This window comes from uncultured Haliea sp. (assembly GCF_963973825.1).
In the GTDB taxonomy this organism is placed as follows: Bacteria; Pseudomonadota; Gammaproteobacteria; order Pseudomonadales; family Halieaceae; genus Haliea.
In genome coordinates, this window is the sequence record NZ_CAXBAE010000012.1 from 98,669 (window position 1) to 125,532 (window position 26,864).

Annotated in this window: 27 protein-coding genes and 3 pseudogenes; 23 read left to right on the top strand and 7 right to left on the bottom strand. The window is 59.5% G+C overall.

Annotation, left to right across the window (positions count from 1 at the left end; all coding sequences use genetic code 11):
* Positions 1–280: 280 nt before the first annotated feature.
* Positions 281–1,108, top strand: coding sequence for an SDR family oxidoreductase (locus AACZ17_RS13835; RefSeq protein WP_339638562.1), 828 nt, complete (start codon positions 281–283; stop codon positions 1,106–1,108).
* A gap of 245 nt (positions 1,109–1,353) precedes the next feature.
* On the top strand, positions 1,354–2,658 hold the full coding sequence (locus AACZ17_RS13840; protein WP_339638564.1) for a tyrosine-type recombinase/integrase: 1,305 nt from the start codon (positions 1,354–1,356) through the stop codon (positions 2,656–2,658).
* Positions 2,659–2,952: 294 nt separating this feature from the next.
* On the opposite strand, the pseudogene AACZ17_RS13845 reads toward AACZ17_RS13840, so the two are convergent.
* The 6 genes and pseudogenes from AACZ17_RS13845 to AACZ17_RS13870 form a co-directional block, all read right to left on the bottom strand.
* Positions 2,953–3,193, bottom strand: a pseudogene (locus AACZ17_RS13845) (ATP-binding protein); the annotation flags it as partial.
* Between the two features lie 402 nt (positions 3,194–3,595).
* A pseudogene (locus tag AACZ17_RS13850) lies at positions 3,596–3,757 on the bottom strand (transposase); the annotation flags it as partial.
* 103 nt (positions 3,758–3,860) lie between these two features.
* A complete protein-coding gene (locus AACZ17_RS13855; RefSeq protein ID WP_286983849.1) occupies positions 3,861–4,265 on the bottom strand; it encodes a PaaI family thioesterase in 405 nt (134 codons plus the stop codon).
* A 13-nt stretch (positions 4,266–4,278) separates the two neighbouring features.
* Positions 4,279–4,728, bottom strand: coding sequence for a PaaI family thioesterase (locus AACZ17_RS13860; RefSeq protein ID WP_286983848.1), 450 nt, complete (start codon positions 4,726–4,728; stop codon positions 4,279–4,281).
* Complete coding sequence (locus AACZ17_RS13865; protein ID WP_286983847.1) at positions 4,725–7,814, bottom strand: efflux RND transporter permease subunit; 3,090 nt, start codon at positions 7,812–7,814, stop codon at positions 4,725–4,727. The genes AACZ17_RS13860 and AACZ17_RS13865 overlap by 4 nt, the downstream gene beginning before the upstream one ends.
* On the bottom strand, positions 7,814–8,929 hold the full coding sequence (locus AACZ17_RS13870) for an efflux RND transporter periplasmic adaptor subunit (protein ID WP_286983846.1): 1,116 nt from the start codon (positions 8,927–8,929) through the stop codon (positions 7,814–7,816). Before AACZ17_RS13870 ends, AACZ17_RS13865 begins: the two co-directional genes overlap by 1 nt.
* 91 nt (positions 8,930–9,020) lie before the next feature.
* Between AACZ17_RS13870 and AACZ17_RS13875 the strand changes: the two genes are divergently transcribed.
* From AACZ17_RS13875 to AACZ17_RS13935, 13 genes and pseudogenes are all read left to right on the top strand, one after another.
* Positions 9,021–9,488, top strand: a complete 468-nt coding sequence (locus AACZ17_RS13875; RefSeq protein ID WP_286983845.1) for a MarR family transcriptional regulator — start codon at positions 9,021–9,023, stop codon at positions 9,486–9,488.
* A gap of 232 nt (positions 9,489–9,720) precedes the next feature.
* A pseudogene (locus tag AACZ17_RS13880) lies at positions 9,721–9,960 on the top strand (transposase); the annotation flags it as partial.
* 124 nt (positions 9,961–10,084) lie between these two features.
* Entirely contained in the window at positions 10,085–10,279 is a 195-nt protein-coding gene (locus AACZ17_RS13885) for an AlpA family phage regulatory protein (RefSeq protein ID WP_286983844.1), read from the top strand.
* A 398-nt stretch (positions 10,280–10,677) separates the two neighbouring features.
* Complete coding sequence (locus tag AACZ17_RS13890; RefSeq protein ID WP_286983851.1) at positions 10,678–12,186, top strand: ParB family protein; 1,509 nt, start codon at positions 10,678–10,680, stop codon at positions 12,184–12,186.
* Positions 12,173–12,757: a DUF2857 domain-containing protein gene (locus tag AACZ17_RS13895; protein WP_339638569.1), complete on the top strand. Its 585-nt coding sequence runs from the start codon at positions 12,173–12,175 to the stop codon at positions 12,755–12,757. Before AACZ17_RS13890 ends, AACZ17_RS13895 begins: the two co-directional genes overlap by 14 nt.
* Before the next feature lie 9 nt (positions 12,758–12,766).
* Positions 12,767–14,017, top strand: coding sequence for an STY4528 family pathogenicity island replication protein (locus tag AACZ17_RS13900; protein ID WP_339638571.1), 1,251 nt, complete (start codon positions 12,767–12,769; stop codon positions 14,015–14,017).
* 154 nt (positions 14,018–14,171) lie between these two features.
* The gene (locus tag AACZ17_RS13905; protein ID WP_339638572.1) at positions 14,172–15,014 is read left to right on the top strand and encodes a TIGR03761 family integrating conjugative element protein; all 843 of its coding nucleotides are present in this window, start codon (positions 14,172–14,174) and stop codon (positions 15,012–15,014) included.
* Positions 15,015–15,023: 9 nt separating this feature from the next.
* Entirely contained in the window at positions 15,024–15,368 is a 345-nt protein-coding gene (locus tag AACZ17_RS13910) for a hypothetical protein (protein WP_339638573.1), read from the top strand.
* A gap of 9 nt (positions 15,369–15,377) precedes the next feature.
* The gene (locus tag AACZ17_RS13915; protein ID WP_339638574.1) at positions 15,378–16,529 is read left to right on the top strand and encodes a ParM/StbA family protein; all 1,152 of its coding nucleotides are present in this window, start codon (positions 15,378–15,380) and stop codon (positions 16,527–16,529) included.
* Positions 16,530–16,733: 204 nt separating this feature from the next.
* Positions 16,734–17,138 carry a DUF3577 domain-containing protein gene (locus AACZ17_RS13920; protein WP_339638576.1) on the top strand — a complete coding sequence of 135 codons (405 nt, stop codon included), beginning with the start codon at positions 16,734–16,736 and terminating at the stop codon, positions 17,136–17,138.
* A gap of 105 nt (positions 17,139–17,243) precedes the next feature.
* Positions 17,244–17,759, top strand: a complete 516-nt coding sequence (gene radC, locus AACZ17_RS13925) for a DNA repair protein RadC (protein ID WP_339638578.1) — start codon at positions 17,244–17,246, stop codon at positions 17,757–17,759.
* Positions 17,760–17,854: 95 nt separating this feature from the next.
* A complete protein-coding gene (locus AACZ17_RS13930; protein WP_339638580.1) occupies positions 17,855–18,283 on the top strand; it encodes a DUF6573 family protein in 429 nt (142 codons plus the stop codon).
* Between the two features lie 154 nt (positions 18,284–18,437).
* The gene (locus AACZ17_RS13935) at positions 18,438–18,641 is read left to right on the top strand and encodes a carbon storage regulator (protein ID WP_339638582.1); all 204 of its coding nucleotides are present in this window, start codon (positions 18,438–18,440) and stop codon (positions 18,639–18,641) included.
* A 530-nt stretch (positions 18,642–19,171) separates the two neighbouring features.
* On the opposite strand, the gene AACZ17_RS13940 is transcribed toward AACZ17_RS13935, so the two are convergent.
* Positions 19,172–19,663 (bottom strand): GNAT family N-acetyltransferase, encoded by a 492-nt coding sequence (locus AACZ17_RS13940; RefSeq protein WP_339638584.1) that lies wholly within the window; start codon positions 19,661–19,663, stop codon positions 19,172–19,174.
* Positions 19,664–20,385: 722 nt separating this feature from the next.
* Here AACZ17_RS13940 and AACZ17_RS13945 point away from each other — a divergent pair.
* The 8 genes from AACZ17_RS13945 to AACZ17_RS13980 all read left to right on the top strand — a co-directional run bounded on the left by AACZ17_RS13945 (position 20,386) and on the right by AACZ17_RS13980 (position 26,738).
* Positions 20,386–21,252 carry a phage integrase N-terminal domain-containing protein gene (locus tag AACZ17_RS13945; protein ID WP_339638586.1) on the top strand — a complete coding sequence of 289 codons (867 nt, stop codon included), beginning with the start codon at positions 20,386–20,388 and terminating at the stop codon, positions 21,250–21,252.
* A gap of 92 nt (positions 21,253–21,344) precedes the next feature.
* On the top strand, positions 21,345–21,809 hold the full coding sequence (locus AACZ17_RS13950; RefSeq protein WP_339638588.1) for a pili assembly chaperone: 465 nt from the start codon (positions 21,345–21,347) through the stop codon (positions 21,807–21,809).
* Positions 21,797–22,042: a hypothetical protein gene (locus AACZ17_RS13955; RefSeq protein WP_339638590.1), complete on the top strand. Its 246-nt coding sequence runs from the start codon at positions 21,797–21,799 to the stop codon at positions 22,040–22,042. Before AACZ17_RS13950 ends, AACZ17_RS13955 begins: the two co-directional genes overlap by 13 nt.
* Before the next feature lie 31 nt (positions 22,043–22,073).
* A complete protein-coding gene (locus AACZ17_RS13960) occupies positions 22,074–22,808 on the top strand; it encodes a TIGR03759 family integrating conjugative element protein (protein WP_339638591.1) in 735 nt (244 codons plus the stop codon).
* Positions 22,805–23,380 carry a lytic transglycosylase domain-containing protein gene (locus AACZ17_RS13965; protein WP_339638592.1) on the top strand — a complete coding sequence of 192 codons (576 nt, stop codon included), beginning with the start codon at positions 22,805–22,807 and terminating at the stop codon, positions 23,378–23,380. The genes AACZ17_RS13960 and AACZ17_RS13965 overlap by 4 nt, the downstream gene beginning before the upstream one ends.
* Positions 23,381–23,420: 40 nt before the next feature.
* Positions 23,421–23,909 (top strand): integrating conjugative element protein, encoded by a 489-nt coding sequence (locus tag AACZ17_RS13970; RefSeq protein ID WP_339638594.1) that lies wholly within the window; start codon positions 23,421–23,423, stop codon positions 23,907–23,909.
* Positions 23,906–26,011 carry a type IV conjugative transfer system coupling protein TraD gene (gene traD, locus AACZ17_RS13975; RefSeq protein ID WP_339638596.1) on the top strand — a complete coding sequence of 702 codons (2,106 nt, stop codon included), beginning with the start codon at positions 23,906–23,908 and terminating at the stop codon, positions 26,009–26,011. The genes AACZ17_RS13970 and traD overlap by 4 nt, the downstream gene beginning before the upstream one ends.
* Positions 26,012–26,054: 43 nt before the next feature.
* Entirely contained in the window at positions 26,055–26,738 is a 684-nt protein-coding gene (locus AACZ17_RS13980) for a TIGR03747 family integrating conjugative element membrane protein (protein ID WP_339638598.1), read from the top strand.
* Positions 26,739–26,864 lie beyond the last annotated feature (126 nt).

Consider the following 26,864-nt stretch of genomic DNA (forward strand, 5'->3'; position numbering starts at 1 on the left):
ATGGGATCTCCGGGCAAGGCCTTCACTGGGGTAGGAATTGCAGCAGATTACAAGCGAGGGGTGAGGGGAAGCAAGCGCCATGCACGCAAGCCGATTGGGCATTGCTGGCGGGCTCTGGCGACGCCCTTCACTGGTATAGACAGCCCGTTGTACAGATAATCAGGATGGCCGTGTGTTTTGCACTCACCGTGTGGAACCAGATCGTATACCGGCTCGGCACCCATAACCGAAAAGGCTAGGCTTGATGGCCTGTTCGCTTGACCGGAAGGAGAAACAGGATATGAAAAAAGTCGCGTTTATCACCGGCGCCAGCCGCGGCATGGGTGCTGCCACGGCGATCGAGTTTGCCCGTCGGGGCTACAACCTGGTGCTGACGGCTCGCACCATGCAGGAAGGCGAGCAACATGAATACGGGAGCTGGAAGCCGACGACCACCTCCCTCCCGGGCTCACTGGAGGCGACCGGCGAAGCGGCGCGCGCCCACGGCGCAGAGGTCCTCCTGCTGCGCTCCGATATACTGGACCTGGCGTCGGTCCAGGCCGCGGCTGATCGCGCCCTGGAGCACTTCGCCAAAGTCGATGTCCTGTTCAACAACGCCTGCTATCAGGGGCCCGGCAATATGCAGCGCGTTCTGGAAGTCGAGATTGAGCAGGCGCGCAGAGTGTATCAGGGGAACATTCTCGCGCCGCTGGTGCTGGTGAAAGCCCTGCTCCCCGGCATGCTGGAGCGCGCCAGTGGTGCGGTGATCAACATGGTCTCGGGCTCCGCACTCAGCGACCCGCCGGCACCGGCAGACGAAGGCGGTTGGGGCTTCGTATATCCGTCCTCGAAGGCCGCGTTGATACGCATGATGCCAGCGTTGCGGGTTGAACACCGGGACAGTGGCGTTCGGTTTTTTTCCGTCGAACCCGGGTTTGTGCTCACAGAGGTGATGAAAGCCAACGGCTTTGACGACAAGATCGCCCAGCGCTTCAAGCCAACCGCACCCGAGACGGTGGCGGATATAGTGTACTGGCTGGCAGAGGATGCGGCGGCGCTGGAGCACCACCAGCGTACGGTGATCTTTGCTCCCCAGCTGCACAAAAAACTGTTCGGGGAGGTAGACTGATCTTGACTATTCCCTATCCGGCCAGAATGCACCGTGGGGGGATGGTGCCGGAGATATGAATTTTTGCCGGTCTCTCCGAGTCGCATTTTGTCGCAATATACTATAAATAAAGCGATCGCACCAATTACGTTGTCTTCTCCCATATCAAGCTGTAGCATGCAATTGATCCTCCTATGTAGGGATAGAAATGGGGGGCTTAAAGTTCGGTTCCGAAAACAAGTGGTATCACATTCGGGGTATTGATAATGCCTAGACTCGCGCAGGAGCTATCTGATGCCGCAGTCCGTCGGCTGAAATGGGGCAGGGTACAATCCGGGAGTAATAAGGGCGCGCCTTGTACCAAGCTGCACGCGGTCGGCGGTGTTGGCGGCCTGTACCTGTACTGCGCTCCACCCGCACCCGGTAATACCACCTTTGCCCGCTCCTGGATTCTGAAAACGCCTATCGGCAAAGACCGGCCTGAGCTGGGATTGGGCCCCTATCCTGAAGTGACGCTGTCTATGGCCCGCCAGAAGGCTCGTGAGTTCAAGGAGCAGATCAGGCAGGGCATTGATCCGCGTGTGACGCGAAAGGCACTTGCGTCGGCTCTGGCCGCTGAACAGGCGAAAGCAGTCACGTTTCGCACAGTGGCTGACAGGTTCATCGTCAAGAAGAGCAAGGAGTTAAAGACCGTTAAGCAGGTTCAGAAATTGACCGCTCACCTCGAAACCTACGCCTATCCGATATTGGGTAAATTGCAGGTCTCCGACATCGAGCGGGCGGACATTATAAAAATGCTGACTCCCATCTGGGAGACAAAAACCGAGACCGCAACCAGGGTTAGGGTCACAGTCGAACGCATCCTCGATATGGCAGGCGCCGAGGGTCTCCGCAATGGCGACAACCCCGCACGGTGGCGCGGCAACCTCGACCTCTCTCTCCCCCTGCCGGGTAAGGTGAGCAAGGTAAAGCATTTGGCAGCCATGCCGGTCGATGAAGTCCCGCCGTTTATGAGCGAGCTGGCCGCCAAGGACAGCACCGGTGCAATGGCGCTGCGGTTCGCTATCCTGACTGCTGCCCGATCCGGCGAGATACGCGGCGCCATGTGGAGCGAAATCGACTTCAAAGCCAAAGTCTGGACTATTCCGTGTGAGCGCATGAAAGGCGGTCGCGACCATAAGGTGCCTTTGTGCCGCGAGGCGGTGGACCTGCTGAAATCACTCCCCCGCGACCATGACTCCAACCTGATATTTGTGAGCCCGACCGGCAAGATGCTGTCAAATATGACCCTGACAAAGGTGTTAAAGGATATGGGCCACCAAGTCACACAGCACGGTTTCAGGGCCACATTCCGTACCTGGGCTCAGGAACACACCACCTATCCTGAAGAAGTCTGTGAACTCGCCTTGGCGCACGTCAATAGCGATGCCACTCGCGTAGCTTATGCTCGATCCGAACTGATCGACAAGCGCCGTAAGCTGATGGCTGATTGGGAAAGATTCTGCCGCGAAGGTTTGCCAGCTACGGCCAAGATGAAGAGCATCCGGGGGCGCATCGGCTGTCAGTGCTAGAAATCTCCTAGTGTGAACAGTCCTCTGTTGATCTGTCTCGAGAGTTTTCCAGGCAAATTTTACTTCTGGAGGCAGAACTGGTCCGCTCTTTACAGGCGAGCCATGGGGTCGCCGATACCGTTTCTGCCCTAAGCCTGGTGGCGCAGGAAGGCCATGATGTCCTTGGGGGCCCGTATGGTCTATGTGGTGTATGGGCGATTCCGCGCCTTCAGTGAGGCCATTTTGGTTCCGATGGGAACTATTACCATTGTTCAGATGTGCCTTAGGGCTACTCTGATTAATTCCGATGTTCATCTATAATGGGTCCAGTCCCCGTTTTCGCATGGATTCTCCCCTGAGGTTGATCTTGTAGGCGTTGTGAACCAGGCGATCCAGGATGGCGTCAGCGAGTGTCGGATCGCCGATCACGGCGTGCGTGCCACTCCTCGATGGGCAGTTGGTTGGTGGCGATGGTCGAGCGCCTGCCGTGGCGATCCTCCAGCACTTCCAGCAGATCACGCCTGTTCTCGGCGTTCAGTTTCATCAAGCCCCAGTCTATGCCAGCCGCTTCACCGAGAGGTCGAACTCTGCTTGTCGCAGCCGAATGAGGGGGCACCCTGGTCAACACGATCACCAAAGTTCACCCGGATCTCCTCAATCAGCCCGCCAACAAGGGGCACGGTATTGGTTGTCTTGTGCGCAAATACGGAACCGGTTGCCAGTATGGGTTCGCTGATATGGACCTGTTCTGGCCTCCCGATCTGGATTTGGGGCAGGCGAGCGGTGTCGTTGGACTCTGGGCCCGCTGCAGGTTTCATGGTTGAATGGTCTCAGGCCGCAACTACTGTAAAGAGACAGCCGGCCAGCAGGAATTTACGGGGCGGTGAAACTGTGTCCATTCTTTCAGCAAGCGCTCCGAGAGTCGACACAGTGTTTCAGTTTGTGAACGATCAGGCTCAGCGTGCCCCTCCGGTGCCTCGTGCTCTCTGAGCCAGCGCCCCAGCATGTTTGCATTAATCTCCAAGCCGTGCGCTGCCTCGGCCCGTGAATAGCCCTGCTCCACCACTAGGCTGATAGCATCCAGCTTGAATTCCTTCGAGTACTGCTTTCTTGTGGTCATATCCCATCTCCAGTTTCAGGGTATTATCCTTAACTGGGTTGGTAACATCCATTTAACCACTTCACGGTTCGATGTCGGCAATTACTGTCAGGGCAAGCCTGAACTACCGCGCGTTAACAAATGTCAATGAGGCGATCGCCGTAGGTTCTTCGAGTGAGTTTTGCCAGGCGACGGCATTGATTGTTTGAATCTGCTTGCCACTTCTGACGATATTCGCTCTGCTGAACATCGCTTTGTCACCGCTGGTAGGGCGCAAATAGCTTGTATTGATGGAGATCAGGCCACAATTCTGATTGTTTGCAGCTCTGATGGCGGCCAGGGTGCCAGTTAATTCAAGAACGCCTGATACAATACCGCCGTGCCAAGCGCGCAATAGCGGGTTTCCGGTGAATATCTCCCGCCACTGTGTCACGCACTCAACGTACTCCTCTGCAGAGAGGATCTCTGTACCGTAATTGAGCGCATAAGGGGATTGTTCAATAAACAAGGCAAGTGAGGTTGTGTTCATATCCTGTACCGAATCAAAGGGCTGAGTTCAGAGCTGGGCCTGGCGTGCCAACTTTAAAAATGCTGATGGCACTAGAGTAGGTGAAGAGAGTTTTCGTTGATATGGCCCTGGCACGAACGTAGGCAAAATCTCCCGACTGTTGATAACACTGCGCCTCGACTGTCACGTTCTGTCCCGATTCGGGTTGCCGAATATGATCTATTCTCAAATTGACCGTGGCTATCGCTGTTGGCTCTTTCAGTCTGAGCATGACGGCGAACCCGCAAGCGCTGTCAATGGCCGTCGCCAGTGCGCTGGTATGGATCGCTCCGTTTTCCAATGCATTGGCGTGTTTTTGCTGAAAAGGCAGGAGAAGCCTTACCGTGTCGCCCTCTATGTCGACCAGTTTCAGGCCTAGATCAAGATGCGCCCCAACTCGGCTGGAAAACAGCCCATACAACTGCTTTATGTGATCTGAAGTCATTTCACGGATTCCTTCCGTTCTGCCAAGAAGCGATTAAGCCTGATTTTCGAGTCTACAATCAGGGTGAATACCACCGGCACCACAAACAGAGTCAGGAGAGTTGAAGAACCCAAACCGCCAATCACGATAATACCGGTAGATGTCCGTAGTTCTGCTCCGTCGCTTGTCGCCAGAGCGATGGGGATCATGCCGAATATAGTGGAGAATGCCGTCATCAGAACTGGACGTAGCCGTAACTTTGCCGATTCTATCATCGCGTCTTTTGCCGCCAAGCCTCGCGACATGGACTGATTGGCCTGATCCACCAGCAAAATACCATTCTTCATCACCAGGCCCATTAAGGCTACCATGGCAATCTGTGTCGTCGCGGAAAGCTCGGAGTTGGTCAGAGCCAGTAAAGTGAATGCGCCAACAAAAGACAGAGGCGCGGTGAGCATTATGGCGACAGGTTGGGCGAAGCTTTCGAATTGACTTGCGAGAATCATGTACAGAATCAGCAGGGCCAGCATGAAAGCGAACAACAAGGAGTTGGCAACCTCGCGCACCTGCTCGGAGGTTCCAAGATAGGTTGCCTCATAACCTGGCTCAAATTCCATATCGGTCAGAATTCTGTCCATTGCTACCAGTAGCTCTCCAGCGGCAGTACCCGCCGGCGCATTACCTGATACAGAAATTTTTCTGGCACGGTTATACCTGTCGATCTGTACCGGCCCATCCTTGATTGCTACGTCAGCAACACTTCGGAAGTCGACCAGGCTGTCGTCCGAGGATCGCAATTGAATCAGGTCAAATGTGCCAATGTGATCGCGATACTCCTGATCGAATCTGAGCCTGACGTCGTAGCGATCACCGTGCTCTTGAAAGCTGGCGATATCCTTGCCGCCCATAGTTGTACCAACAGCACTGGCGATATTGTGCACGGATATACCAAGCTTGGCCGCACGGTCGCGGTTGATGCTTACCTGAATCTCGGGCTTGCCGGATTCGTAGCTGGATTTGACGTCGCGAAACAGTCCCGAGGCCTGCATCGCCTGCATTATATGTTCGGAATAGCGCTGAAGCTTGTCGAGATCCGGCCCACTAAGCGCCAAATCGAGGTCCGCGCCGAAGAAGCCGCCGCCGGAGATCCAGGGTACCTGAGCCATGGTGATGTGCTGAGCCTGAGGCGCTGCTTTAGTCAAGGCGAGACGGATTTCATCCATAATCAGGTTTTGATGAATATTGCGTTCCTGTTTGGGGGTCAAGCCGACATAAAAGCTGATCTCATTGGTCTTTGTCTGTGCGCCTGAGCCGATAACGGCGAAGACCAGCTGAACATGCTCGAACTCCTTGACCCTTGCACTCAACCTGGAAGCCACTCGCTTTGACTCAGCTATTCCGGTGCCCAGCGGCAGTTCAACCGCAGCGATAAACTCGCTCCGATCAGCTTTGGACGTGAATGACAGCGGAACCTTGCCCGCGTAATGGACACCAATGGCGACGGCTATTCCGGCAAAAATCAGAACCAGCCACCTTGCGGACAATGCCGCTCGTACCAAGGACACGTAGCTGGATTCCAGCCTGGAGTGTGCGCGTTCCAATGCGTGTACTGCTGAGCTTTTCGTGGTACTGCGCTGCAGCAGTCTGGAGCAGAGCATGGGAGTCAAAGTCAGTGATATTATCAAAGAGATTCCGACAGCAACTGCGACGGTAACGCCATACTGGTACATGAATACGCCGATCAGTCCATCCGTGAACGAAATGGGCAGGAAAACAGCCATGACTGCGAACGTCGAGGCAACCACTGCCATAGCGACCTTTCCTGTGCCTACCGACGCGGCAACAGCGGGTTCTTGACCTTCCTCGATTTCCCTGTATATCGACTCCAACACTACGACGGCATCGTCGACCAGTAGGCCAACGCACAAAGAAATCGCAATAAGCGACATCATGTTTATTGAGAAATCCAGGACGTAAAAGGCAAAGAAGGTGGCTATGAGTGCCGTAGGAATGGCCGTAGCAACAATGATAGTGGCACGAATGCTCAGAAGGAAAAACAGTGTCACCGCAACAACGAGCACGACACCCAATATAATGTCGAATGAAACGTCTCGTACCGTGGATTCAATGAATCTGGAATTATCCCTGACCGGGGTCAGGGAAATGTCGGATCGTATTTCGTCCCTTATCTTTTCGAGCTCTGCTCTAATGGCTCGAGCCACGTTGACGGTGTTTGCACCGCTTTGCTTGCGTATCTCAAGACTAATGCCATTTATTCCGTCGAGTTCGGCATAACTTCGTTCATCTTCAAGCCCATCTTCCAATCTTGCCACATCTCTCAATCGGACCAGTGCCTGGTTGACGCGGAATATCGCAATATCTTTCAACTCTTCGATGCTTGTCACCTCTCCAAGTGTCTTGACGGTGAACTCAGAGTTGCCGTTTTGGTATTCCAGTCGTCCACCGGCGATGTCCACGTGCTCTCGTCTTATGGCTGCAGATATATCGTCAACAGTAGTGCCATAGCCGCGCATCCGGCTTGCATTGAGCCAAATCCGGACTTCCCTTTCACGATCTCCCACAAGTTGTACGCTACCGACACCCGGAACCCTCTGTAAGCGTTCCTTCACTGTGCTTTTGGCCAGTTTGGTTAACTCGCCTGTCGGCAGAGGCCCAGACATGATGATGGAGACTATCGGCTCGGAATCCGGATCGAGGATTGTAATCAGTGGTTGTTTTGTCCCCTCTGGTAAAAACGGGAAAGCCCTGGCTGCCTTGTCTCGAACCTCCTGTGCTTTCAAATTCACGTCCGTTTCCAGTTCGAACTCCAGGATGATCTGGGAGTACCCGTCGGCACTTGCCGAGCGAAGACTGTCTAGTCCCGCGATCGCAAACAGTTCCTCCTCAAGTCGGTCTGTTACCTCTGATTCCATTGTCGCGGGAGAGGCACCTTCCAGAGTTGTTTCAACAGTGACAATGGGAATGTCAACATGGGGGAACAGACTCATATTGACGCGCGGCATTGATATGGCGCCCAGCAATACCAATGCGCCGACGAACATGACGGTCATGACAGGACGGCGAATCGAGAGGTCAGCGATCCACATCAGAGCAGTTGGTCGACTGTGACCGGGTTGCCCGGTTCCAGAGTGTGACGTTGCGTGCCGACAATAATGTTGGTATCAGGATCTAGTTCAGAAAGCAGTTCCAAGCTGCCATCAGTCAAGGCTTTTACCGCCACATTCATCCGTTGGACTTTGCCATCTTCTACTGTCAACACGTGCCTGTCTTGCCCCGCGCCTAAAAGTGATTCCGGTGGCAGAATCCGAATCTCTCGGGCTTCAGGGTAAAGCTTGACCACCGCAAACAGCCCGGGCTTTATGACATAGTCAGGATTGGCGATACCGATACGCAATTCGATATTGCGTGTATTCAGTTCGTGATTATCGTTGATCAAGGCCACACGTGATTCGAAGGTTTGACCCAGGCTGGGAATATGGACAATTGCCCGCATGCCAGGACTCACTGATGTGAGATATGTTTCTGGCACAAAGATCTGAACGATAACAATGTCAATCTTCTGTAATTGAACGACCGGACTTTCCGAGCGCATTACCGAGGGCACGAATGCGCCTTCATCGACAAAACGCTTGGTGATGACACCGCGAAAAGGCGCCTTTACAATTGAGTCGGTCAACTCCTGTTGCGCGAGAGACAAGTTGACTTCAGCCATGCCCAATTTGGACGTGGACACCGCAACGCGCGTCTCCAGGGCGTCAAGGGTTTCCTGGGAAATTACCTCCCGTTCTCTGAGCCTGTTGGCGTTGTCCAAATTGCGCAGGGCATCTTCAAGTTCCGATTTGGCCAGATCTCGCGCATGTGCCAGCCGCTTCACCGCGAGTTCGAACTCTGTTTGTCGCAGCATTATGAGCGGGTCACCCTGGTCAACACGATCACCAACGTTCACACGGATTTCCTCAATCAGCCCGCCAACAAGGGGCACAACATTGGTTGTCTTGTGCGCAAATACGGAACCGGTTGTCAGTATGGGTTCGCTGATATGGACCTGTTCTGGCCTCCCGATCTGGATTTGGGCCAGGGGAGCGGTTTCGTTGGACTCTAGGCCCGCTGCAGGTTCCGTGGTTGAATGGTCACAGGCCGCAAGTACTGTCAAGAGACAGCCGGCCAGCAGGAATTTACGGGGCGGTGAAACTGTGTCCATTCTTTCAATAAGCGCTCAGAGAGTTGACTAGTGTCTGCATGTCAGCTAAAAAGTAACTGTAGTTTCTATAACTAAGGTAATCAATATTTCAGTGAAAAGTCAAGAAATTCAGGGCAAGCGGTTTACGCACCATCACGTGAGTACATTGATGCACGAAGTGAGTTTAATGGTTGCCAAGATTTTCAATCGCGAGGTTCGAGACTTCGAACTGACTCGCAGTCAGTGGCAGGTTCTCTACCTACTCTATACAGAGGGGCCACTAACCCAGACACAGATAGCCGAAAGACTGTTGATGGCGAAGCCGCCGCTGGGCAAAATCGTTGATCGTCTGGAAGACGCAAGCTGGGTTGAACGCATGCCAGACGCAAGTGACAAACGCGTGAAACGCGTTGTGCTCACGGGCAGGATCCGACCTTTGCTGCCCGAACTGGAAAATGTCGTTGAACAGATTGAGGAGATTCTACTGGACGGCATCCCGATCGAAGAGCGCGACAGTTTGATCGGACAGTTGCAACGTGTACGCGCCAATTTACGTCAACGCCTATTTGACCAAGGCTAACGAAGTGTCAGCCCGGCCTCCAGAACCTGCTGGATTCTCTGGGCATCGATGTACGCTTACCGCCGCCACGCTACAATGTCGCGCCCACCGAAGATGTGCTGCTGCTTGCATATTACGGCCCATTGTGAAGACCCTGAATCGCCCTGAGTTTGCCGGAGGCTCCAAACCTTGAGAGGATGGAGCAATGAACAAACTAACGAGATATCCCCCAGAGTTCCGGGATCGGCTGCGGAATACGCAGCGTTATCTGAAGGCCCCGCCGGGAAAGGACAACGTCCAGCTGATCGTCATGGATCTGTCGGAGACCTACCGCAATATCGCTCGTCGCTACTTCCCCAATGCGATGATCGTGGCAGACCGTTTCCACGTCATCCGCCGTGTTGTTCATCCGCTGTCGCTTCATCGATCCAAGGCCAGAGAGCGACTATTTCAACAGTATGATCCGGGGCTTACTCTGTTTTATTGTTCTTAAATGTGGTGGTCAAGTATATGCTCCTGGAAATCGGGTCAAGCCTGTGCGGGTTTTTCTCTTTGCTTCTTCACCGATCCATGCAGACTCTCTCGCAATGCTTCCAATAAACAAAGGATGCAATGCCATGCACAGTACAGTCTATTTATCCGACACTGCCATCGCACAGCGATTTCAAGTTAGCCGCGCCACGGTCTGGCGCTGGACCCACTCCGCTGCCTTTCCCAAGCCTATCAAGCTCTCAGTGGGCTGCACACGCTGGCGACTCACTGAGATTGAAGAGTGGGAACAGACGCGGAACACGCGAAGCTGTCGACGTTAATCTGGACTGGGAGTGAATGCTCGGGGCGGCTCATACCCGTCGCTCGACCACTTTGCGCAGCACCGACTTTACATACGGACCATAGTATCTATCGCCGATTCGGTCGATAAGCCTCCTCAGACACAGGGCACCGGGTGGCGTTCTGCGCAAGTTGGGGCTAGTCAGCTAAATTTGGACGCAAATGATGAATGCAAGTTTTTCTATCGATGCTACGTTTAGAGAGTTGCGAGGAAAAGGATTTTCTCCATGATCTCTCCGTACCGGCTTCTGCATGCCATCAACGACCGCGCGTATCCCGGGGATTCGTCCCAGCTTGTCACATCCCGCCCCGAGCCGCGCTGGGCTCCCCGAGCAGGCCCCTTGCGACCTGATCGCTATCGCGGATCCCCATGTCGGCAATGCCCCTGCCCACTGGTGATCCTTACAGCGGGGGTAGGATCGTGAATGGGCAGCCGGTTTTACCGGTCGCCCAGCCAGCAGCCTCAGGCGCTCTGGTGATGCCGCTCTCTGACCTCCAGCCGTATGAACATAACCCCCGGCATGGGTTCAACGCAGAATACCAGCGCATCAAGTCATCCATCCGTTCACAGGGTCTCGACCAGCCCCTGGTGGTCACTCAGCGCCCTGGTGAAAACCACTATGTACCTCTTGTGGGTGGCAACACGCGCCTAAAAATCCTGCAGGAACTCTACCAGGAAACCCGGGATGAGCGGTTTGGTACCGTCAACTGCGTCTATAGGCCCTGGACGGAGGAATCCCATGTCCTGTTGGCGCACCTCAGGGAGAACGAGCTTCGGGGGAGCCTGATCTTTATTGACAAGGCGCTGGCGGTGATGGATCTCAAAGCCATACTCGAGTCTGAATCACCCCACCGCACCCTCACGCTGCGGGGGCTTGCCAAGATCATGACCCAGCGGGGCCTTGGCATTAACCACACTGTGATCTCCAAGATGGTCTATGCGGTGGAGCGCCTGTTGCCGCTGATCCCGGAGGCCCTGAATGCCGGCCTGGGCCGTCCCCAGGTGGAAAAGCTCCAGGCGCTGGAAAACGCCTTTCTCGAGCTCTGGTACCGCCATGCGCTCGGTCCAGAGTCCGAGTGCGCGGAAATCTTTGCCGCGCTCTGTCAGCGCTACGATTCGCCCGATTGGAACCTGGAGCTGCTGAGGACCGCCCTCGAGAACGAGGTGGCGGAAGCAACGGATACCAGCCTCCATAGCGTCCGCCTGCAACTCGATGCTCTGCTCAGCGGTTCTGGCTATACCGAAGTGGTGCTGGAACCACTGCCGACTGCACACGAGCCAGAGGCCACGCAACCAGGTGGCGTGAAAGAGCCATCGAACCCGACACAGCCGCAGAGGAGGGTGAATATACCCTCCAAGGCCGCGGAGCCGGTCAGCGCAACTGTCCCAGTGCCCGAGGATCCACTGGTCTCGCTGCGGTTCACCGCCTACACACTGGCCGCCGGGCTGGGAGAGCACTACGGGCTCGCAGCCTTGGTGGTTCCACTGCCGGATCAGGGTCTGGGCTTCATGCTGACCGATGTGCCGGCCCCGGAGCTGCGCGACACGCTGGATCCGGCCCTGTTTGGCGAGGTGTCCTGCCTGTGGTGGCAGCTGGCGGCCTGCGCGGAGCTGACGACGGCACCGGCGAATCAGGTTCTTCCCCATCTGGTGGTTGATTCGGTGCTGCGCACGGCGGTCTCGCAGCAGGATCCGGGCGTGCTCCATCGGCATGTCTGGACGCCGGATCCCGGGCGCTGGGGCTTTCAGCTGTGGCGGTCGCTCGCCGATGCCGACTGGCGCGATCTGCTGGCGCTGATGGCCACCTACCGCGCGATCCACGAGGCTGCGGATCGCGCGGGTCTTGATCTGTGGTTACCCAGGGAGGGGAGCGATGCCAACCAGTAAGGAGTCTGACTTAACCACCGCGGTACTCCTGTACGCGGTCCGCTGCCTCGACGAAGGCGATCAGCTCGCATTGCGGGCCATGCAGTTCGGTCCCAAAGAGGTTGACGCTCTCCAGCAGCTCAACATCACCGATCTCTGCCGGACCGGGACCTTTCGGGGGCACTGCCTGCAGGTCCAGCTCGACCGGGAAGTCTTCTGGCACCTGGTGGCGCGCCTGCGCCAGCAGCGTGAATCCGACCAGCTGCAACTCACCCTGATGCAGGCCGACGCCCCTCAGGAAATGATGCGCGCCCTGTTTGGGCTCGGGTCCAAGGAGTACGCACGCTGGCGTCGTCTGCTGGGGTTTACCGCCGCGGTGGGCCGCCCCAGTGAGCCCGACGAGGAACCCGCCCATGCGCTGTGGCTGGCCTGGCAGGCGCGGGCGGGTGACGACGGCGAAGTCTCACTGACCGGCGAGGACTATCTGGCCCTGAAGGACGCCACCGGGCTTGAGCTGCGCACGATCTGGTGTCTGACCCAGCGCTGGACCACCTACGGCAACCCCGAGGGTGAGTCTGCCGACGACCATTGAGGCAACCCCATGTCCGGCATCGAGCGTGAACCCCGGCCGGAGACCTATGCCCTGGATCGTCTGATCCAGGCCGCCACCAGCCGCGCCCAGGGCTCGGCGCAGGACAACCTGCTGTTTCTGGGGCACTGGCACCAGGCGTATCCCACGGCGGTCGTCTGCGACCCTGTACTGGAGCCGGTGGATAAAGTCGTGTGGATGGTGATCATGCTGCAGGCCCACGAGACCGGCGGCCGGGCGGCGTTTCCCCGCTATGAGGTGATTGCCGAACTCGCCAATATCGCTTCAACCTCCACCATTGCCCGGGCCATTGCCATCCTCCGTCTGACCCGCTGGCTATCCCTGTGCGCCCGGGTGCGTGCCAGTACGGGGCAGTTTCAGGGCAATGTGTATGCCCTGCACGACAACCCGCTGCCGCTCGCCGATGCACTGTATCTGGACGAGGGGTATATGGCTTTCGTGCGCCAGAGCGAGCGCCACAGCCACGCCCGGGTCCGACGGGTGGCCACGGCAGTCTTGGCCACACTGGCGGGTGCGGTGGAGCAGGGTGAGGACCCCCTGGCGCCGTTACCGGATATCAAACAGCGGGTGCGAGAGGCTATGGACTCCGCGGAGAGTGCCGGACCGGCGCACGGCACAGCGCGCTCCCTGGCGGACCTCACCGCGGGATTACTGGATGCGCGGGATGACCTCCTGTCACAACCCGATGCAGCCCGTGCCATTAACCAGCACCAAAATTCGAAGGCGGTTGATTTAGTGAAAGTTGTAGGTAGTAGTTGTAGTAGTAATACAACAACAACTACTACGACAACTACCGAAAAGTCCGCCCAAAATTTTGCATCGCGCAAATCGCCGTTGTCAGAAACCCCAACGCTGGATGCCCTGATTTTTCCGCGGCGCCTGACGGACAACCAGCGCACACTGGCGCTGCAGTACCTGACCCCGATCCCAACTGAGCTGCACCAGCCCCTGCTGGATGAACTTGCGGGCCGGGTGCAGGCTGAAACCCAGGGCGCAAAGCCGCTCTACGATGAGCTCCGATTTTTCTACGCCCTGTGCCGCGCCGCCCGGGCCGGGACCTTCGTGCCCAATCTGGGCCTGAAAGTCGCCGACGCGCGCAACCGCAAAAACGCTGACACCCTCTTACCCGCCGAGCCACCTCCAGCGCCACGTACCGAGGCCGAACGGGATGCCCTGCGCCAGACCGCCGCCGAACAGCTGGCCCTGATCCAGCAGACCCTGGGTCGGGGACCACGGCGCTAAATCCCACCAGATTCACGATAACTTAACCGCAGTAAAGTGGTTACACTGTAACCACAAACCCCGTCGGACGCTGACGGGGTTTATTGTTGTTGCGACGGTGCCCTCGATGCGTTCATAGCCGCCAGTGAACGCGATCCGGAAGAGGTCAGCCGCCGTGACAGCCCAGCCACTCAATGCCATCAACGAATCCTCGACACCCGCTACACCCACCGCCAGCCAGGGACGGGTAGGGCGCCTGACCGGCGAGGCCTGGCTTGAAATCCACACCGACCAGGCCCAGCGCCTGATCCGTGGCCGGGTGCGCAGGGGCAACAAGCCCGCGATCACCGGCCTGCTGGGATTTGCGTCGCAGATGAACATTCTCTGGCAGGCCGCAGCGGACGATGATCCTTACGCCGACTGGTGGCTGGTCCGGGTGGAGGAGGCGATTGCTGCCGCCCAGACCTTCCTCGCCACCCAGCGGGTCCAGGTGGACGGCGTGGCGCTGGACAATTTCAGGTTCCGCGTCGGTATTTCACAGTCACGCCGCCCCCAGACCCTGATGCTGCAGTTTGCCACGCCCCACGCCTACCGCGCCGCGCAGCTGTTGGGGGAGTACGATGCCCTGGTCTGCCAGTGCCTGACCCTAAAGCATGTGGGGGCCTGCCCTTCCGGTCAGATGGGTGATCTGATTTCGCTGGGTGCACACCGCCTGCGGGGTGTGTTGAGCCTGCCCCAGGGCTTTCGGGTCTTTGCCATCAACCGCGCCGACGTTCACCACAACACCCAGCGGGCCCAGCAGGCCCGAGCGCACCTCGGTGAGCTCCCGCTGGACATCCTGAGCGGTGAACGTACCGCGGGCCATGCGCCGTCACGTGTATCGCCGTTGGCGCATGCTGAACCACGCAGTCTCACGAAAACCGAAGATCAGCTGGAACCCAGCACAGCTGAGCAGCTCGAGGGCGTTGCCCCTGAGTCGATGCCAGTGGCACCCGCGGCTGCGGGTGGTCCCCGGTGAGTACAGACGGTGGCCGGGCCCGCGCGCAGCCCACAGGTGCGGCTGACGGTGGTGCTCGATACCCGGGTTCCGCTGGAGGCGCTGCTGATCACCGCACTGCGCCGCAATCCCGCAGCCCGTCGCCAGGAATGGCTCCGGCAGGTGCTGCTGCAGGGATTTCGCAGCGAATGTCTGGGACTGCGTCAGGCGATGGCCGACGCTCCCGCACGGGTCACAGTGCCCCTGCACATCGCGCCAGTTTCCCGCCCGCACCAGGCGCCCCCGAGGGCTGCCGCGGAAGATATTTACGTCCCACTCACCGCCGGTACGCCGAGCGGCAAACCCCTGGCGGGCCTCCGTACACTGATTGGATGAGGAGGGATCATGCAGAACAGTCAGCGTGAAAACGCCCGGGAGCTGCCCCCGCTGTCTGCCCCGCAGACTGCGGCCGAGCCCGACGTCGGCGCGTCCCTGGAGGAGGTGAGCGCCGCCAACCACGACGACAACATGACGGTGATTCAGGTGGGTCTGGACGATGGCTATGCCTACACCAAACTGGCGCTGGCCGACGGCCGCCTGATCGCCATTCCCTCCCGGGGCCGCATCGGTCAGGCAGGGATTACCTGGATGGACTCCGCGCAACAGCAGATTTTCGAGTACGACACCGAGGGATCCCGCTATGCCGTGGGTCAGATCGATGGCGAGTCCACCTGCTATGACGGTTATCCGATTTCCGGGCTGCACCGCGCCATTGTCCAGCACGCCTTTCAGGAGGCGATGCTCGCCGGCCACTCGGTGCACGTGGTCTCCGGCCTGCCGGTGTCCGCCTTCTATTTTAAGGACGGCCAGAAGCGCGAGCAGGCGATCGGTCTGAAACGCGAGTCCCTGAAAATTCCCGTGCAACCGGTGTCCACGGGTGGGCTGTATGCCACCCAGCGTCTGCCGGTGGCCGTGGCCTTTCACGAGGTGATTCCCGAGGCGCTGGCGGCCTGGTATGACCAGGTCATCCGGCAGCGCGCGGACGGGATTGCGCTTGACGCACGCCTGCTGGAGGCCTCCATGGCGATCGTGGACATCGGCGGCCGTACCACCGATTACGTGGTGGTGCAGGACCAGGGCATCGTGCACCGCTCATCGGGCTCCCTGACTCGGGGATTGTTGGATGTTCAGGCGCAGGTCGCGCGGGAGATCCAGAAGCGGTTTGATCTCGAAACCCTGGGCGAACAGACCCTCGCCGCCGCGATGTCTTCCGGCAGCGTCCGCCTGCACGGCAGGGCGCACGATGTCTCTGAGTTGGTGAAAGCTGCCCAGCACGAGCTGGTGGTGCAGATCCATGCCGAAACCCGGCGCCAGCTGGGCATGGGCGCGGAACTGGACACCGTGGTGTTTGTGGGCGGCGGCAGCGCCGCGCTTGCGGAGCACCTGGCCGACTGGTTTCCCCAGCAGCGGATCGCCGAGCACCCAGGCTTTGCCAATGCCCGCGGTATGCTGAAATACCTGCAGTACGTCTGCGAGGAACCCACCAGCCGCAACTAGCCTTTAAAAGGGACCGGCTTTACCCGTGGCCACTGCGGATTCAGTGGCAGGCAGTACCAGAGGTACCGACGGATTGTGCAACCGGTACCACGGCAGCGCCGCCAATCCACGCTTCCAGGCAACTGGAGTAACCCCCCTGTCGGGAAAGCATCCCGTCAGGGCTCCTGCTTTCTTCGGCGTTAACCCGCAAACGGAGAATGTGTCATGTCTCAAGACAGCAAAACGAAGTATTTCGATCTTCATCTGAACGGCATCGGCTATGTCAACAAGGTGCGTGAAGTCACCCCGGAACAGGGCTCGCCCTTCTGGAGTATCGAGCTCACCGCCCTGCACGGCCCCGCCGACAAGGTCCGCCACACGTATTTCGACTGCATCGTGGCGGGCGAGGAAGCCAAGGACCTGGTCCCCCAGCTGCAGTTTCTGGTGGAGGCCGGGTCCAGGGTACTGGCAGGTTTTCTGCTCAGTGACCTGAAACCGGCGCCCTTTATTTTTAAGCAGGGTGAGCACACCGGAGAACCCGGCGTGCGCCTGAAAACCCGGCTGTTGCGGTTCGACTGGATCAAGGTCGACGGGCAGCCCTTCCTGAAACCTCAAAAAGCCGCTTCCTAGGGCCTTACCGGACCTGATGTCGCCATCAGGTCCACCTTCCAACTCAGCGGGGATACAGCTCCCCGCGGGGCTGATCTCTGCCTCTTTTTAAAGCAGGAGTCAGCCATGACAACAGCAGCCCCCACCCGGTCCCGCCGCGCGGCCAACCGGGTTCTGGCCCTTGATATCAAGCAACTCACCGTGACCGAGCAGGAGCGGCTCGTCGACCTTGCCCTGTCGGTGCTGCAGGAGCGGCATCAGCCCGGTGAGGTTTTACACAGTCCCCGCCAGACCCGTGACTACCTTCGGTTACGGCTGGCGGGTTTCACAGCCGAAGCGTTCGGCTGTGTGTTTCTGGACAACGCCCATCGCGTGCTCGCCGTGAAGGAACTCTTCCACGGCACGATCGATGGCGCGGCGGTCTACCCCCGCATTGTGGTGCAGCAGGTGCTTACCCTCAACGCGGCAGCGACCGTCTTTTACCACAACCACCCCTCCGGGGTGGCCGAGCCCAGTCAGGCGGATCGGCGGATTACGGAACGTCTCCAGGCGGCGCTCGCACTCATTGATGTGCGGGTGCTGGACCACATCGTGGTCACCCACGGCGACACGACGTCCTTCGCGGAACTTGGCCTGCTGTAACACTCACTACCGACCCCCCGGGAGGCGATCTGCTTCCCGGGAGGGAAGGAGGTCTGTCTTGCGGACATTTTTCGTAAAACAAAGGAGATGGACGTATGAAAGACAATCAACCCCCGTCGTCCCTGAACGACATCTTTGGTCCCGTCATTGTGCGCTATACGCGTGCCCAGGCGTTTGAGGAGGGCGTACTCGTGGATGCGGGTTCGCTGGCCAGTGAGGCCGGTTTTCAATGGCCGGTAGCCCTGACCCGCGCGGTCTGGGAAGACTGTGTCGCCTGGCAGGTTGCGGACAATCAGCGTCAGATCGGCCAGGATCCAACTGGTCGACTCTGGGATGTGCTGGTGATGGCCGTCATGGCCATACGCGGCAGCGCCCGCGGCGGCAACCAGCTGTCCTTCAGTCTCTACCGGGTACCGCGAGATGGTGTCAGCGTCACCGCGGACAAGGTGTCACTGAAGCTGATCGTAGGCCCTGGTGATCAGGGCGAACCGGTCATTACGATCCTGCAACCGCATGAGGATTAACCACCGTTGCTTCCGGCAACGATCTCCCTGGCCGCTTGGGTAAAAGCGGCACCTTCTCTCCCGCAACAATAATTCATCAAATGTGTCCCCGACACCGCCCTGACCGCTGCTCAGCGGCTACACTGCGCTGACAGCCATTCATGGAGGAATGCAGATGCTGATACTTACCCGATCCCCGCGCCAGACCCTGCTCATCGGTGATGACGTCGTCATCGAGGTGTTGGGTGTCCAGGGTCAACAGGTCCGGCTGGGACTGACCGCCCCCAGGGACATCACCATCCTGAGGCAGGAACTGTCCGAACGTCTGGCGGGCACCGAAGTCTCGACCGCACCCGGGCGCAAGCAACTCCCGAGTTGAAACCTGCAAGCACACGAATCGGCACCGTAAATTCGGTCTGCGCATTAGTGGAGTAGGGCCTCCCTGACTGATTCTGGATATCAGCCGACGGCACGACTTTTGGCCATTCTTTTCACAGCCGCGTCCGGTGGGGCGCGTCGCTTTGCCGGCACTTTCCGGGACGCGACCCGACGTTACTTCGCTTCGTGACAATTGCCTAACATGTGCTGCAGTGCCAGTTCTCTTTCTTACAACTAGTTTTCGGAGTCGAGGCCGTTTCGGCCAACGCGAATACGTTCCGAAACTTCAAACAATTAGCCCCTGTGCTGTGACTTCCTGACTGGCGATCTGATGGCCCGTATCATTTTCTCGACGCATAGGATTCGTTGTGATTCCGAGGTCATTTTGTTGTGCGGACTTGTAATCTGAGACCGTTCACCTTTTCACGCGATTCTTGGAGGCACTTGCGCAGATTACCTACGTATTCGCTTCAGGTTTTGCTGAGGATGTCTTGTCCATTGGAAGTGGCCGCATTAACGCACAGGGTTGTCTCAAATACCTCCGGGCTTATGTTCTCGTGGCAGAATCTTTTCAAAGCAAACACTTGTTGGATCACCAGCATATTGGTCGAAGGGTTGGATACGGACATAGCCTTGGGATTTGTAAAGCGCTATGGCGGGTTTCTGCTTGAACCCGGTTTCAAGTCTCAGCTTGGTATACCCACGGCGTATGGCTTGCGCCTCCAGCTCTTGCAGCACTGCTGTGGAGAGTCCTTGCCGGCGAGCTGAACGCGATACAAACATGCGCCTGACTTCCGCGGTTGTACCCTCCAACGGCCGGATGGCGCCGCACGCTACGGCTTCTTGTCCCATGTAGGCCACGAGATAGACGCCGCCGTCAGGTGTTGGTTCGTTCGTGGGCCATGGTGTTACGGAGTTAAACAGCTCAGGATACAAAGCTCGAGCTTCGACTGCGGCCTCATGTAAAAGCTCAAGCGCATCAGCACCCTGCGGATCTACTTCGATGATACGTAAATGTTGCACAGTGAGCCTGCAAGATCTAGGGCTGAACAAACGCACATAAGTATTATACGCTTGGGAGCTTCGTAGCACATAGATCCCTTCACCTCTAGGATGGCTGCTGGTGCAGCGTCGGCCAAGTGCGAGGCCCGCCCTCGTCACTACAGGCGTAGCGGGGTAGTGACGAGGGCTCCGAGCCCCGAAAGTACGCTGCGGCGAGGCGGATTTTCGGCAGGACGCGCGCGTGACGGGTTCGTAGACTGGCCACCGTAGACAGAATTACCCGTGGCCACTGCGGATCAGTGGCACAGAGGGGGCCCGCCCTCGACCGTTTGGTCACAACGGGCTCGTGCGTCCAGGACTGCAGTCGGCGCACCGACCCCAGGGTCGTCAGTCCATTCTCCACCCCATCGACTTCGGTCGGTGCTTTCCATCAAACCCCCTCGTTGCTTCCGGCATTCTCCAGGCTTACCTGCAGAGTGTCCGGGCAACGTTTTTCATCCACATCGCGGCAGTCGTCGCTCAACTCAAAGGAGGTGTTTATGTCACACCCGTTGTCAGTCGGTCCCCTGGGGCCACGTGTGTATACACGACAGCGATCTCCCCCAGGAGATCGGTTGTGTAGCCTGTTTACAGGCGCTTTCAGGTTAAAGGGAGTGGTGTCCCGTGATCCTTGCCGGTTTCCGGATGCGGTGGGTTAGTCCCCCCGCCTGATCAGAAACACTAACCGAGACAGGTAAAACACCGTGAGAGACCTGAACTACCAACTCAAACAGCTGTGCCAGCGCAACCACGATGGCAGCTACGCCACCCGCCACAATCGGGAGCGCACCCTGACGCTGATCGCCGATCAGCTGCACCTTTTGGGGTACCGTAGAATGAGTGCGCAGTCGCTAAAACCTAAGCACATTGATGCACTGGTTGCCCGTTGGCAGGCTGAGGCACTGGCAATCGGCACCATCAAGAATCGTATGTCAGCGCTGCGCTGGTGGGCCGAGAAAGTGAACAAGCCCAGTGTAATCGCCAACAGCAACGACCACTATGGAATCCCAGACCGGCAGCTGGTCACCGGTTTTTCGAAAGCACGGCAGCTCGGAAGCGAGGCGCTGGATCAGGTGCGCGACCCGCACGTGCGCATGAGCCTGGAGCTGCAGCGCGCCTTTGGCCTGCGCCGGGAAGAGGCCATCAAGTTCCAGCCGCACTATGCCGATCGCGGCGATCACCTGCTGCTGAAGGCCAGCTGGACCAAAGGCGGCAAGGCTCGGATGATTCCGATCCTGACTCCCGCACAGCGGGAACTGCTTACCCGCGCCCACCAGCTGGCGGGGCGAGGGTCCCTGATTCCCCTGGATCGCGATTACCGACAGCAGCTGAGGGTCTATGAACGCCATACTGCGAACGCGGGGCTGAGCCGCATGCATGGTTTGCGCCATGCCTATGCCCAGGATCGCTATAAGACTTTGACCGGACGTCTGGCACCCGCCGCCGGTGGTCCGTCAGTGGCGACCCTCTCTCCAGCGGAACGACAGCGGGACCAGCAGGTGCGGCAGCAGATTAGCCGCGAGCTCGGGCATGAGCGCATCGACGTCCTGCGGGTGTATTGCGGTGCCTGACATAGCGCGTCATGGGTCGACCGGGTTTTCGCTGGTGCCGGACGGGCCAGCGCCAGATCATCGGATCATCCCCAAGCAACCCGGTACCCACCATGTCTCTCAATACTCTCCTGCTACAAGAATCACGCGCCGCCCTGACGGGCCTGGCCGCATTACTGCTGCTGCACGGTTCATACGCCAGCGCGCAGACACTGGTGGTTGATCGCTACACCGTGCTGGCTGCCACGCCGACAGCGGCCGAACAGGATTTACTGGGCGGTATCGACCGGATCACGTTCCCGATGGACGTGGTGACCGTCGGCGATGCACTGGCTGCTGCCCTGGAAAGCTCCGGCTATCGCCTCGCGGTCTCAGCCAAAAGTGATGCCAGCCGCGAGATCCTGATGCCCCTGCCCCTGCCCGACGCACACCGCACCCTCGGTCCGATGCCCCTGCGGCTGGCGCTGCAAACCCTCGCCGGTCCCGCTTGGCGTCTGCTGGAAGATCCCCTACACCGTCTGGTGGCGTTTGAACGCTGCCCGGCCTTTGCTGAGGAACTCCCGTCATGGTCGATGTGATTCTGGTGATGATGTTGTTGGTGGCCGGGCTGTCGCTGGAGAAGGGTGATGCCGAGACTGCAGGGAGAGCTATGCGTGAATCAACCGCCGCGGCGTCTGCTGACGCTGCAGCCGGAAGGGCAGACTCCACACCCTGCGCGACAGTTTCTCCGCGCTTTCGCGACCTGGGCAGCCACGATGCCGTGGTGAACCCGAATGGCCGCCAAGACCAAGGTCATCCCGATGGGATCTAGCACAGGATCCTGGCGGCCGCTGATAGTGTTAATGGGAGTGTTGTTCGCGCCAGTCACGGCCGCCGCTGTACCAGCGACCGACTCAAGCACGCTGTCTCAATCTGAACAGGCGACCACCGAACTGACGGCTCTGGAGCGAGCGCGGGCCGAGCACTGGGCCCTCACTTCTGAGGAGTGGCAGCGCTACCGGCTTCTTATGAACGGGATTCGCGGCAGCATCAGTCCCACGACTCTGTCCCCGATAGAAGCCCTCGGAATCCACGCGCGCGATGCCAGCGAGCGGCGTCACTTTGCGGAGCGCTGGGCCGCCCTGATGGTGGAGGATGCTGAGCGCATTCTGGCGTTCCAGCAGGCCTATGATGGAGCCATCACACGCCTGGTGGGCGAGCAACCCCTGATCGACCGGTCGCTTTTGCCGGTAAAGCAACCGAGCCAATCTCCCCTCGCCCGTACCGATCGGGTTCTGCTGTTTGTTCGACCCGAGTGCGCCGCCTGTGAGGCGGTGCTCGCACGCCTGCTGGCCCGCCTGGATACCATCGCGGGGCTGGACATCTATCTGTCCGGTCTCGCTCCGGGTGATGAGCAGGCCATCCGCGAGTGGGCGGTGGCTCAGGGCGTAGACCCCGACTGGGTACGACAGCGCAGGGTGACACTCAATTTTGAGTCGGGGGTTTTAGCGAGCATGGCCCCCGGCGAGGTGAACCTGCCCTATCTGTTGCGCCGCCGCGGCGAGACGCTGACCCCGCTGACCGGGTCTGCCCTGTGATCGTGCCGGGCAGCGCGTCGGTCGCACTGTTGCTCACACTGGCAGGCGTCGCCGTGGTCGCGGCACCATCCGAACCCGACGCGGAAGCTAAGCGTGCGCAGCAGGTGGTGCCGCCCGGCTACCGACAGGTGGCAGAGGAGCACGGCATCCCACCCGCGTTGTTCTACGCCATTGCGCTGACGGAAAGTGGCTACACCATGCCGACAGCCGAGGGCATACGGCCCTGGCCCTGGACCCTGAACATCCGCGGCGAGGGTCGCTATTATCCGTCCCATCGCGCCGCGGCGGCAGCGCTTGCGGCGACGGTGCACAGTGGTGAGACCGCGGTGGATGTCGGGATCATGCAGATCCACTGGCACTTCCACCATGCGGCGCTGGGCGGTATCCGCCGGGCCCTGGACCCCTGCCACAACCTGCGGGTGGGGGCGGACATTCTGGCCCAGTGCTACCAGCAAAGCCGGGAGTGGTGGTCCGCCGCCGGCTGCTACCATGCGCCCAACAATGCCACTCTGTCGCGGCGTTACCAGGCGCGTGTGCAGCAGCACTGGCGCACCGTGGTACAGGACCCCTGAGGTGCGCCGCAGGTGGTGGCTGTATCCCTTCTGGCTCCTGATGGCATTACTATCTCCAGGTGTCCGGGCGGAGCTGGTTGTTTTAACTGACAACGGCCAGACCTATCCGCTGGCCCCGTTTCTGGGCGTGCTGAGACCGCCAGACGCGCCCCCCTCGGCACCGGCAGTGCCGGACCTGGGCGCCGCCGACCCCACCCGGCTGCTGCCACTGCGCTCCCCGGGACTGACCCCGGGGCCGGTTCCCCTGAGGCCGCTGCCCGCACTTTACCAGGGCACGCTCACGCGCCCGGTCTTTGTGGTGGGCGCCGGTCCATTGTCGCAGACCTGGCTGCGGCAACACCGATCTCTTCTGCTTTCCCTGGGTGCAGTAGGGCTGCTGGTGCAGGCCGAGACCCCGGAGGACCTGCACACCATGGCCGCGATTGCCGCGGGTCTGCCGCTCCTGCCTGCTTCCGCCACCGATCTGATAGACACCCTGGCATTGACCCATATCCCGGTCCTGATCTCCCGGCACGGCATTGAGCAGTGAGCGTCCGTCCGGTCGAGGCACTCCTGCGGCCCCCGGTGGAACTCTGGTCGGCCCTGGTGGCGGTGGCGACCGGCGGCGTGGCCCTGCTGGCACCCTGGGCGCTGATGATGCCGCCGGGCATTGCCACGCTGGCCGCCAGTGCCCTGTTTTTGCTGGCAGGAATACGCACCCGGCAGGCCTGGCGGGTGCTGCGGTACCAGCGCAATATGCGCCGCCTTCCGTTGTACCGGATGCGGGCGGAGCGTATTCCGGTGAGTCGCCACAAGCTGTTTCTGGGGCGCGGCTTTCGCTGGACCCAGCGCCACACCCAGCGCCTGCGCGACACCCTGCGTCCTGAGGTGCAGCACTATGTGCAGGCCGGTGCACTCTACCGATGGGCGCGCCGTAAGGAAGTGCAGTGGGAATCAACGCCTGTCCTGAAAACCCTCGCCGGGTACCTGCGACAGCCGCGCTGGTGGAATCCGCTGAAGCCGCAGCCACCGGTGGGCGGTATGCCGGCCCTGCATGCGGTGGAGCCCGATGAGGAGGATGCCTGGATGGATCTCGGTGAGCGGGTTGGCCACCTGCTGGTACTGGGCACCACCCGGGTCGGCAAAACACGCTTGGCCGAGCTGCTGGTCACCCAGGACATCCACCGGGGGGATGTGGTGATCGTGTTTGATCCCAAGGGGGATGCCGATCTGCTGCGGCGCATCTATGCCGAGGCCCAACGGGCTGGGCGGGCCGATGCCTTTTATCTGTTTCATCTGGGCTTCCCGGAGATCTCCGCCCGCTACAACGCGATTGGGAGTTTTTCCAGGATCACCGAGGTCGCCACCCGGATTGCCAATCAGCTGCCCAGCGAAGGCAACTCAGCCGCGTTCAAGGAATTCGCCTGGCGCTTCGTCAACATCGTCGCCAGGGCGCTGGTCGCACTGCAGCGGCGCCCGGACTATCAGCAGATCCGCCGCTACATTAATGACATTGAACCGCTGTTTGTCGAGTACGCCCGACACTACCTCGCGATGCACGGCCCGGAGGGCTGGTCCGATGCGGTCGACGACATCGCCGAAAAAATCAGTGAGCGCAACCTCGCAGCCGCGCTGCGGGGTCGCGATCGGGAGGCCATCGCCCTGATGCGCTACCTGCAGGCACAGGATCTGTATGATCCGGTGCTGGAAGGCCTGGTGTCCGCCTTCAAATACGACAAGACCTATTTTGACAAGATCGTAAGCTCCGTCGGTCCCCTGATGGAAAAGCTCACCACCGGATCGATCGCGGCGCTGATCTCCCCGGACTATCTGGATGAACAGGATCCGCGGCCGATCTTTGAATGGCTGAACGTCATCCAGCGCAAGGGCATCGTCTATGTAGGGCTGGATGCGCTGACCGATACCACCGTTGCCAGTGCGGTGGGCAATGCCATGTTCGCCGACCTGGTGTCGGTGGCGGGGCACATTTACAAGCATGGTGTGCCCGGCGCGGAGGCGGGGAGTGTGCCTACCATCTCCCTGCACGCCGATGAATTCAATGAGTTGATCGGGGATGAATTCGTGCCCCTGCTCAACAAGGCGGGGGGAGCAGGGTTCCAGGTCACGGCCTATACCCAGACCTGGTCGGATGTGGAGGCGCGCATTGGCAATCGCGCCAAGGCGGGCCAGGTAGCGGGGAACTTCAATACCCTGATCATGCTGCGGGTAAAAGAGCTGGCCACCGCCGAAATGTTGACCGACCAGCTGCCCCGGGTGGAGGTGGTCACGCTGATGAGTGTGTCGGGTGTGGATGACTCCTCCGATCCCACCTCGGGTGTGGATTTCAAATCCCGCAATGAAGACCGCATCAGTGTGTCGGAGGTGCCGATGCTTACCCCGGCGGATCTGGTCCGCCTGCCCAAAGGTCAGGCGTTCGCCCTGCTGGAAGGCGGGCGCCTGTGGAAACTCCGCATGCCGCTGCCCGACGACCGCGCGGATGCCGCTCTGCCACCGAGTCTGGCAGCCATGGCGGAAGGCATGCAGCGCCGCTATGTGACCAATGAGCACTGGTACCGCACCACTGATCGCTGGTGGCTTGCGGGTCCGGACTCGGATAACCCAGCGCGGGACGGCCGTCACCGCGATGGCTGAGCGCATTGGTGCGCACCCTGCGCAGAACGCGCAGCAAGGCGCTTTGACACGACTGCTTGTTCGTCTGAGCCAGGCCGTCTACTGGTTGCTGTTCGCGCTGCTGTTTTCCATTGTGCTGGAATGGCTGGGAATGGTTTTCTGGTGGCCGGAACAGGGCCTGCAGCACAGTCGGGACATGCTGGCCGCGGAGCTGGGATATCTGCAGATAGACTTCCGCCGCAGTCTGGTGAGTGCCGATCCGGCACGCTTTGCCCAGACGGTGGCGGACAAGACCTATGTCGCGCTGTTTGAATGGACCCGGCTGGTGGATGTCCTCGGCTGGCTTGGCACGCCAACCGCGGTGGGGGAGAGTGGCCTTCGGGTCCGGCTGCACCGGTTGTACCAGCCGCTTGCCCAGTTCATCCTTGCGGCCCTGCAGATCACCCAGGTCTTCGCTCTACGTCTGGCCATTCTGCTGCTGGCCACACCGGTCTTCCTGCTGTTTGGTGTGATGGCTCTGGTGGACGGCCTAGTCCGCCGCGATCTGCGACGCTGGGGCGGGGGACGCGAAAGCTCCTTCATCTACCACTGGTCCAAGCGCTCGGTGCTGCCGCTGTTGGTCACAGCCTGGGTCATCTACCTCGCGCTGCCGTTCAGTCTTCACCCGAGCTGGGTCATACTGCCCTTTGCCACACTGTTCGCCCTCAGCATCGCCATCACCGCAAATGCGTTCAAGAAATACCTGTAGTGAAAATATCAGGTGAATACACGCCGGCTGGTCATGATTCGGCACGACATGAGGGATGCAGCCGACGAACTCTAAGGATACTCTGAATAAGTCTGGAATTTTGCGATAATACGCCATGCCCCAAGC

Coding starts and splice junctions, on each gene's coding strand:
- AACZ17_RS13960 (WP_339638591.1), top strand. CDS start 22,074: ATGGGAGTGTTGTTCGCGCCAGTCACGGCCGCCGCTGTACCAGCGACC.
- AACZ17_RS13860 (WP_286983848.1), bottom strand. CDS start 4,728: ATGACTTCAGATCACATAAAGCAGTTGTATGGGCTGTTTTCCAGCCGA.
- AACZ17_RS13935 (WP_339638582.1), top strand. CDS start 18,438: ATGCTGATACTTACCCGATCCCCGCGCCAGACCCTGCTCATCGGTGAT.
- AACZ17_RS13930 (WP_339638580.1), top strand. CDS start 17,855: ATGAAAGACAATCAACCCCCGTCGTCCCTGAACGACATCTTTGGTCCC.
- radC (WP_339638578.1), top strand. CDS start 17,244: ATGACAACAGCAGCCCCCACCCGGTCCCGCCGCGCGGCCAACCGGGTT.
- AACZ17_RS13900 (WP_339638571.1), top strand. CDS start 12,767: ATGTCCGGCATCGAGCGTGAACCCCGGCCGGAGACCTATGCCCTGGAT.
- AACZ17_RS13895 (WP_339638569.1), top strand. CDS start 12,173: ATGCCAACCAGTAAGGAGTCTGACTTAACCACCGCGGTACTCCTGTAC.
- AACZ17_RS13955 (WP_339638590.1), top strand. CDS start 21,797: ATGGTCGATGTGATTCTGGTGATGATGTTGTTGGTGGCCGGGCTGTCG.
- AACZ17_RS13885 (WP_286983844.1), top strand. CDS start 10,085: ATGCACAGTACAGTCTATTTATCCGACACTGCCATCGCACAGCGATTT.
- AACZ17_RS13855 (WP_286983849.1), bottom strand. CDS start 4,265: ATGAACACAACCTCACTTGCCTTGTTTATTGAACAATCCCCTTATGCG.
- AACZ17_RS13915 (WP_339638574.1), top strand. CDS start 15,378: ATGCAGAACAGTCAGCGTGAAAACGCCCGGGAGCTGCCCCCGCTGTCT.
- AACZ17_RS13890 (WP_286983851.1), top strand. CDS start 10,678: ATGCCCCTGCCCACTGGTGATCCTTACAGCGGGGGTAGGATCGTGAAT.
- AACZ17_RS13865 (WP_286983847.1), bottom strand. CDS start 7,814: ATGTGGATCGCTGACCTCTCGATTCGCCGTCCTGTCATGACCGTCATG.
- AACZ17_RS13970 (WP_339638594.1), top strand. CDS start 23,421: ATGGCATTACTATCTCCAGGTGTCCGGGCGGAGCTGGTTGTTTTAACT.
- AACZ17_RS13920 (WP_339638576.1), top strand. CDS start 16,734: ATGTCTCAAGACAGCAAAACGAAGTATTTCGATCTTCATCTGAACGGC.
- AACZ17_RS13840 (WP_339638564.1), top strand. CDS start 1,354: ATGCCTAGACTCGCGCAGGAGCTATCTGATGCCGCAGTCCGTCGGCTG.
- AACZ17_RS13950 (WP_339638588.1), top strand. CDS start 21,345: ATGTCTCTCAATACTCTCCTGCTACAAGAATCACGCGCCGCCCTGACG.
- AACZ17_RS13835 (WP_339638562.1), top strand. CDS start 281: ATGAAAAAAGTCGCGTTTATCACCGGCGCCAGCCGCGGCATGGGTGCT.
- AACZ17_RS13870 (WP_286983846.1), bottom strand. CDS start 8,929: ATGGACACAGTTTCACCGCCCCGTAAATTCCTGCTGGCCGGCTGTCTC.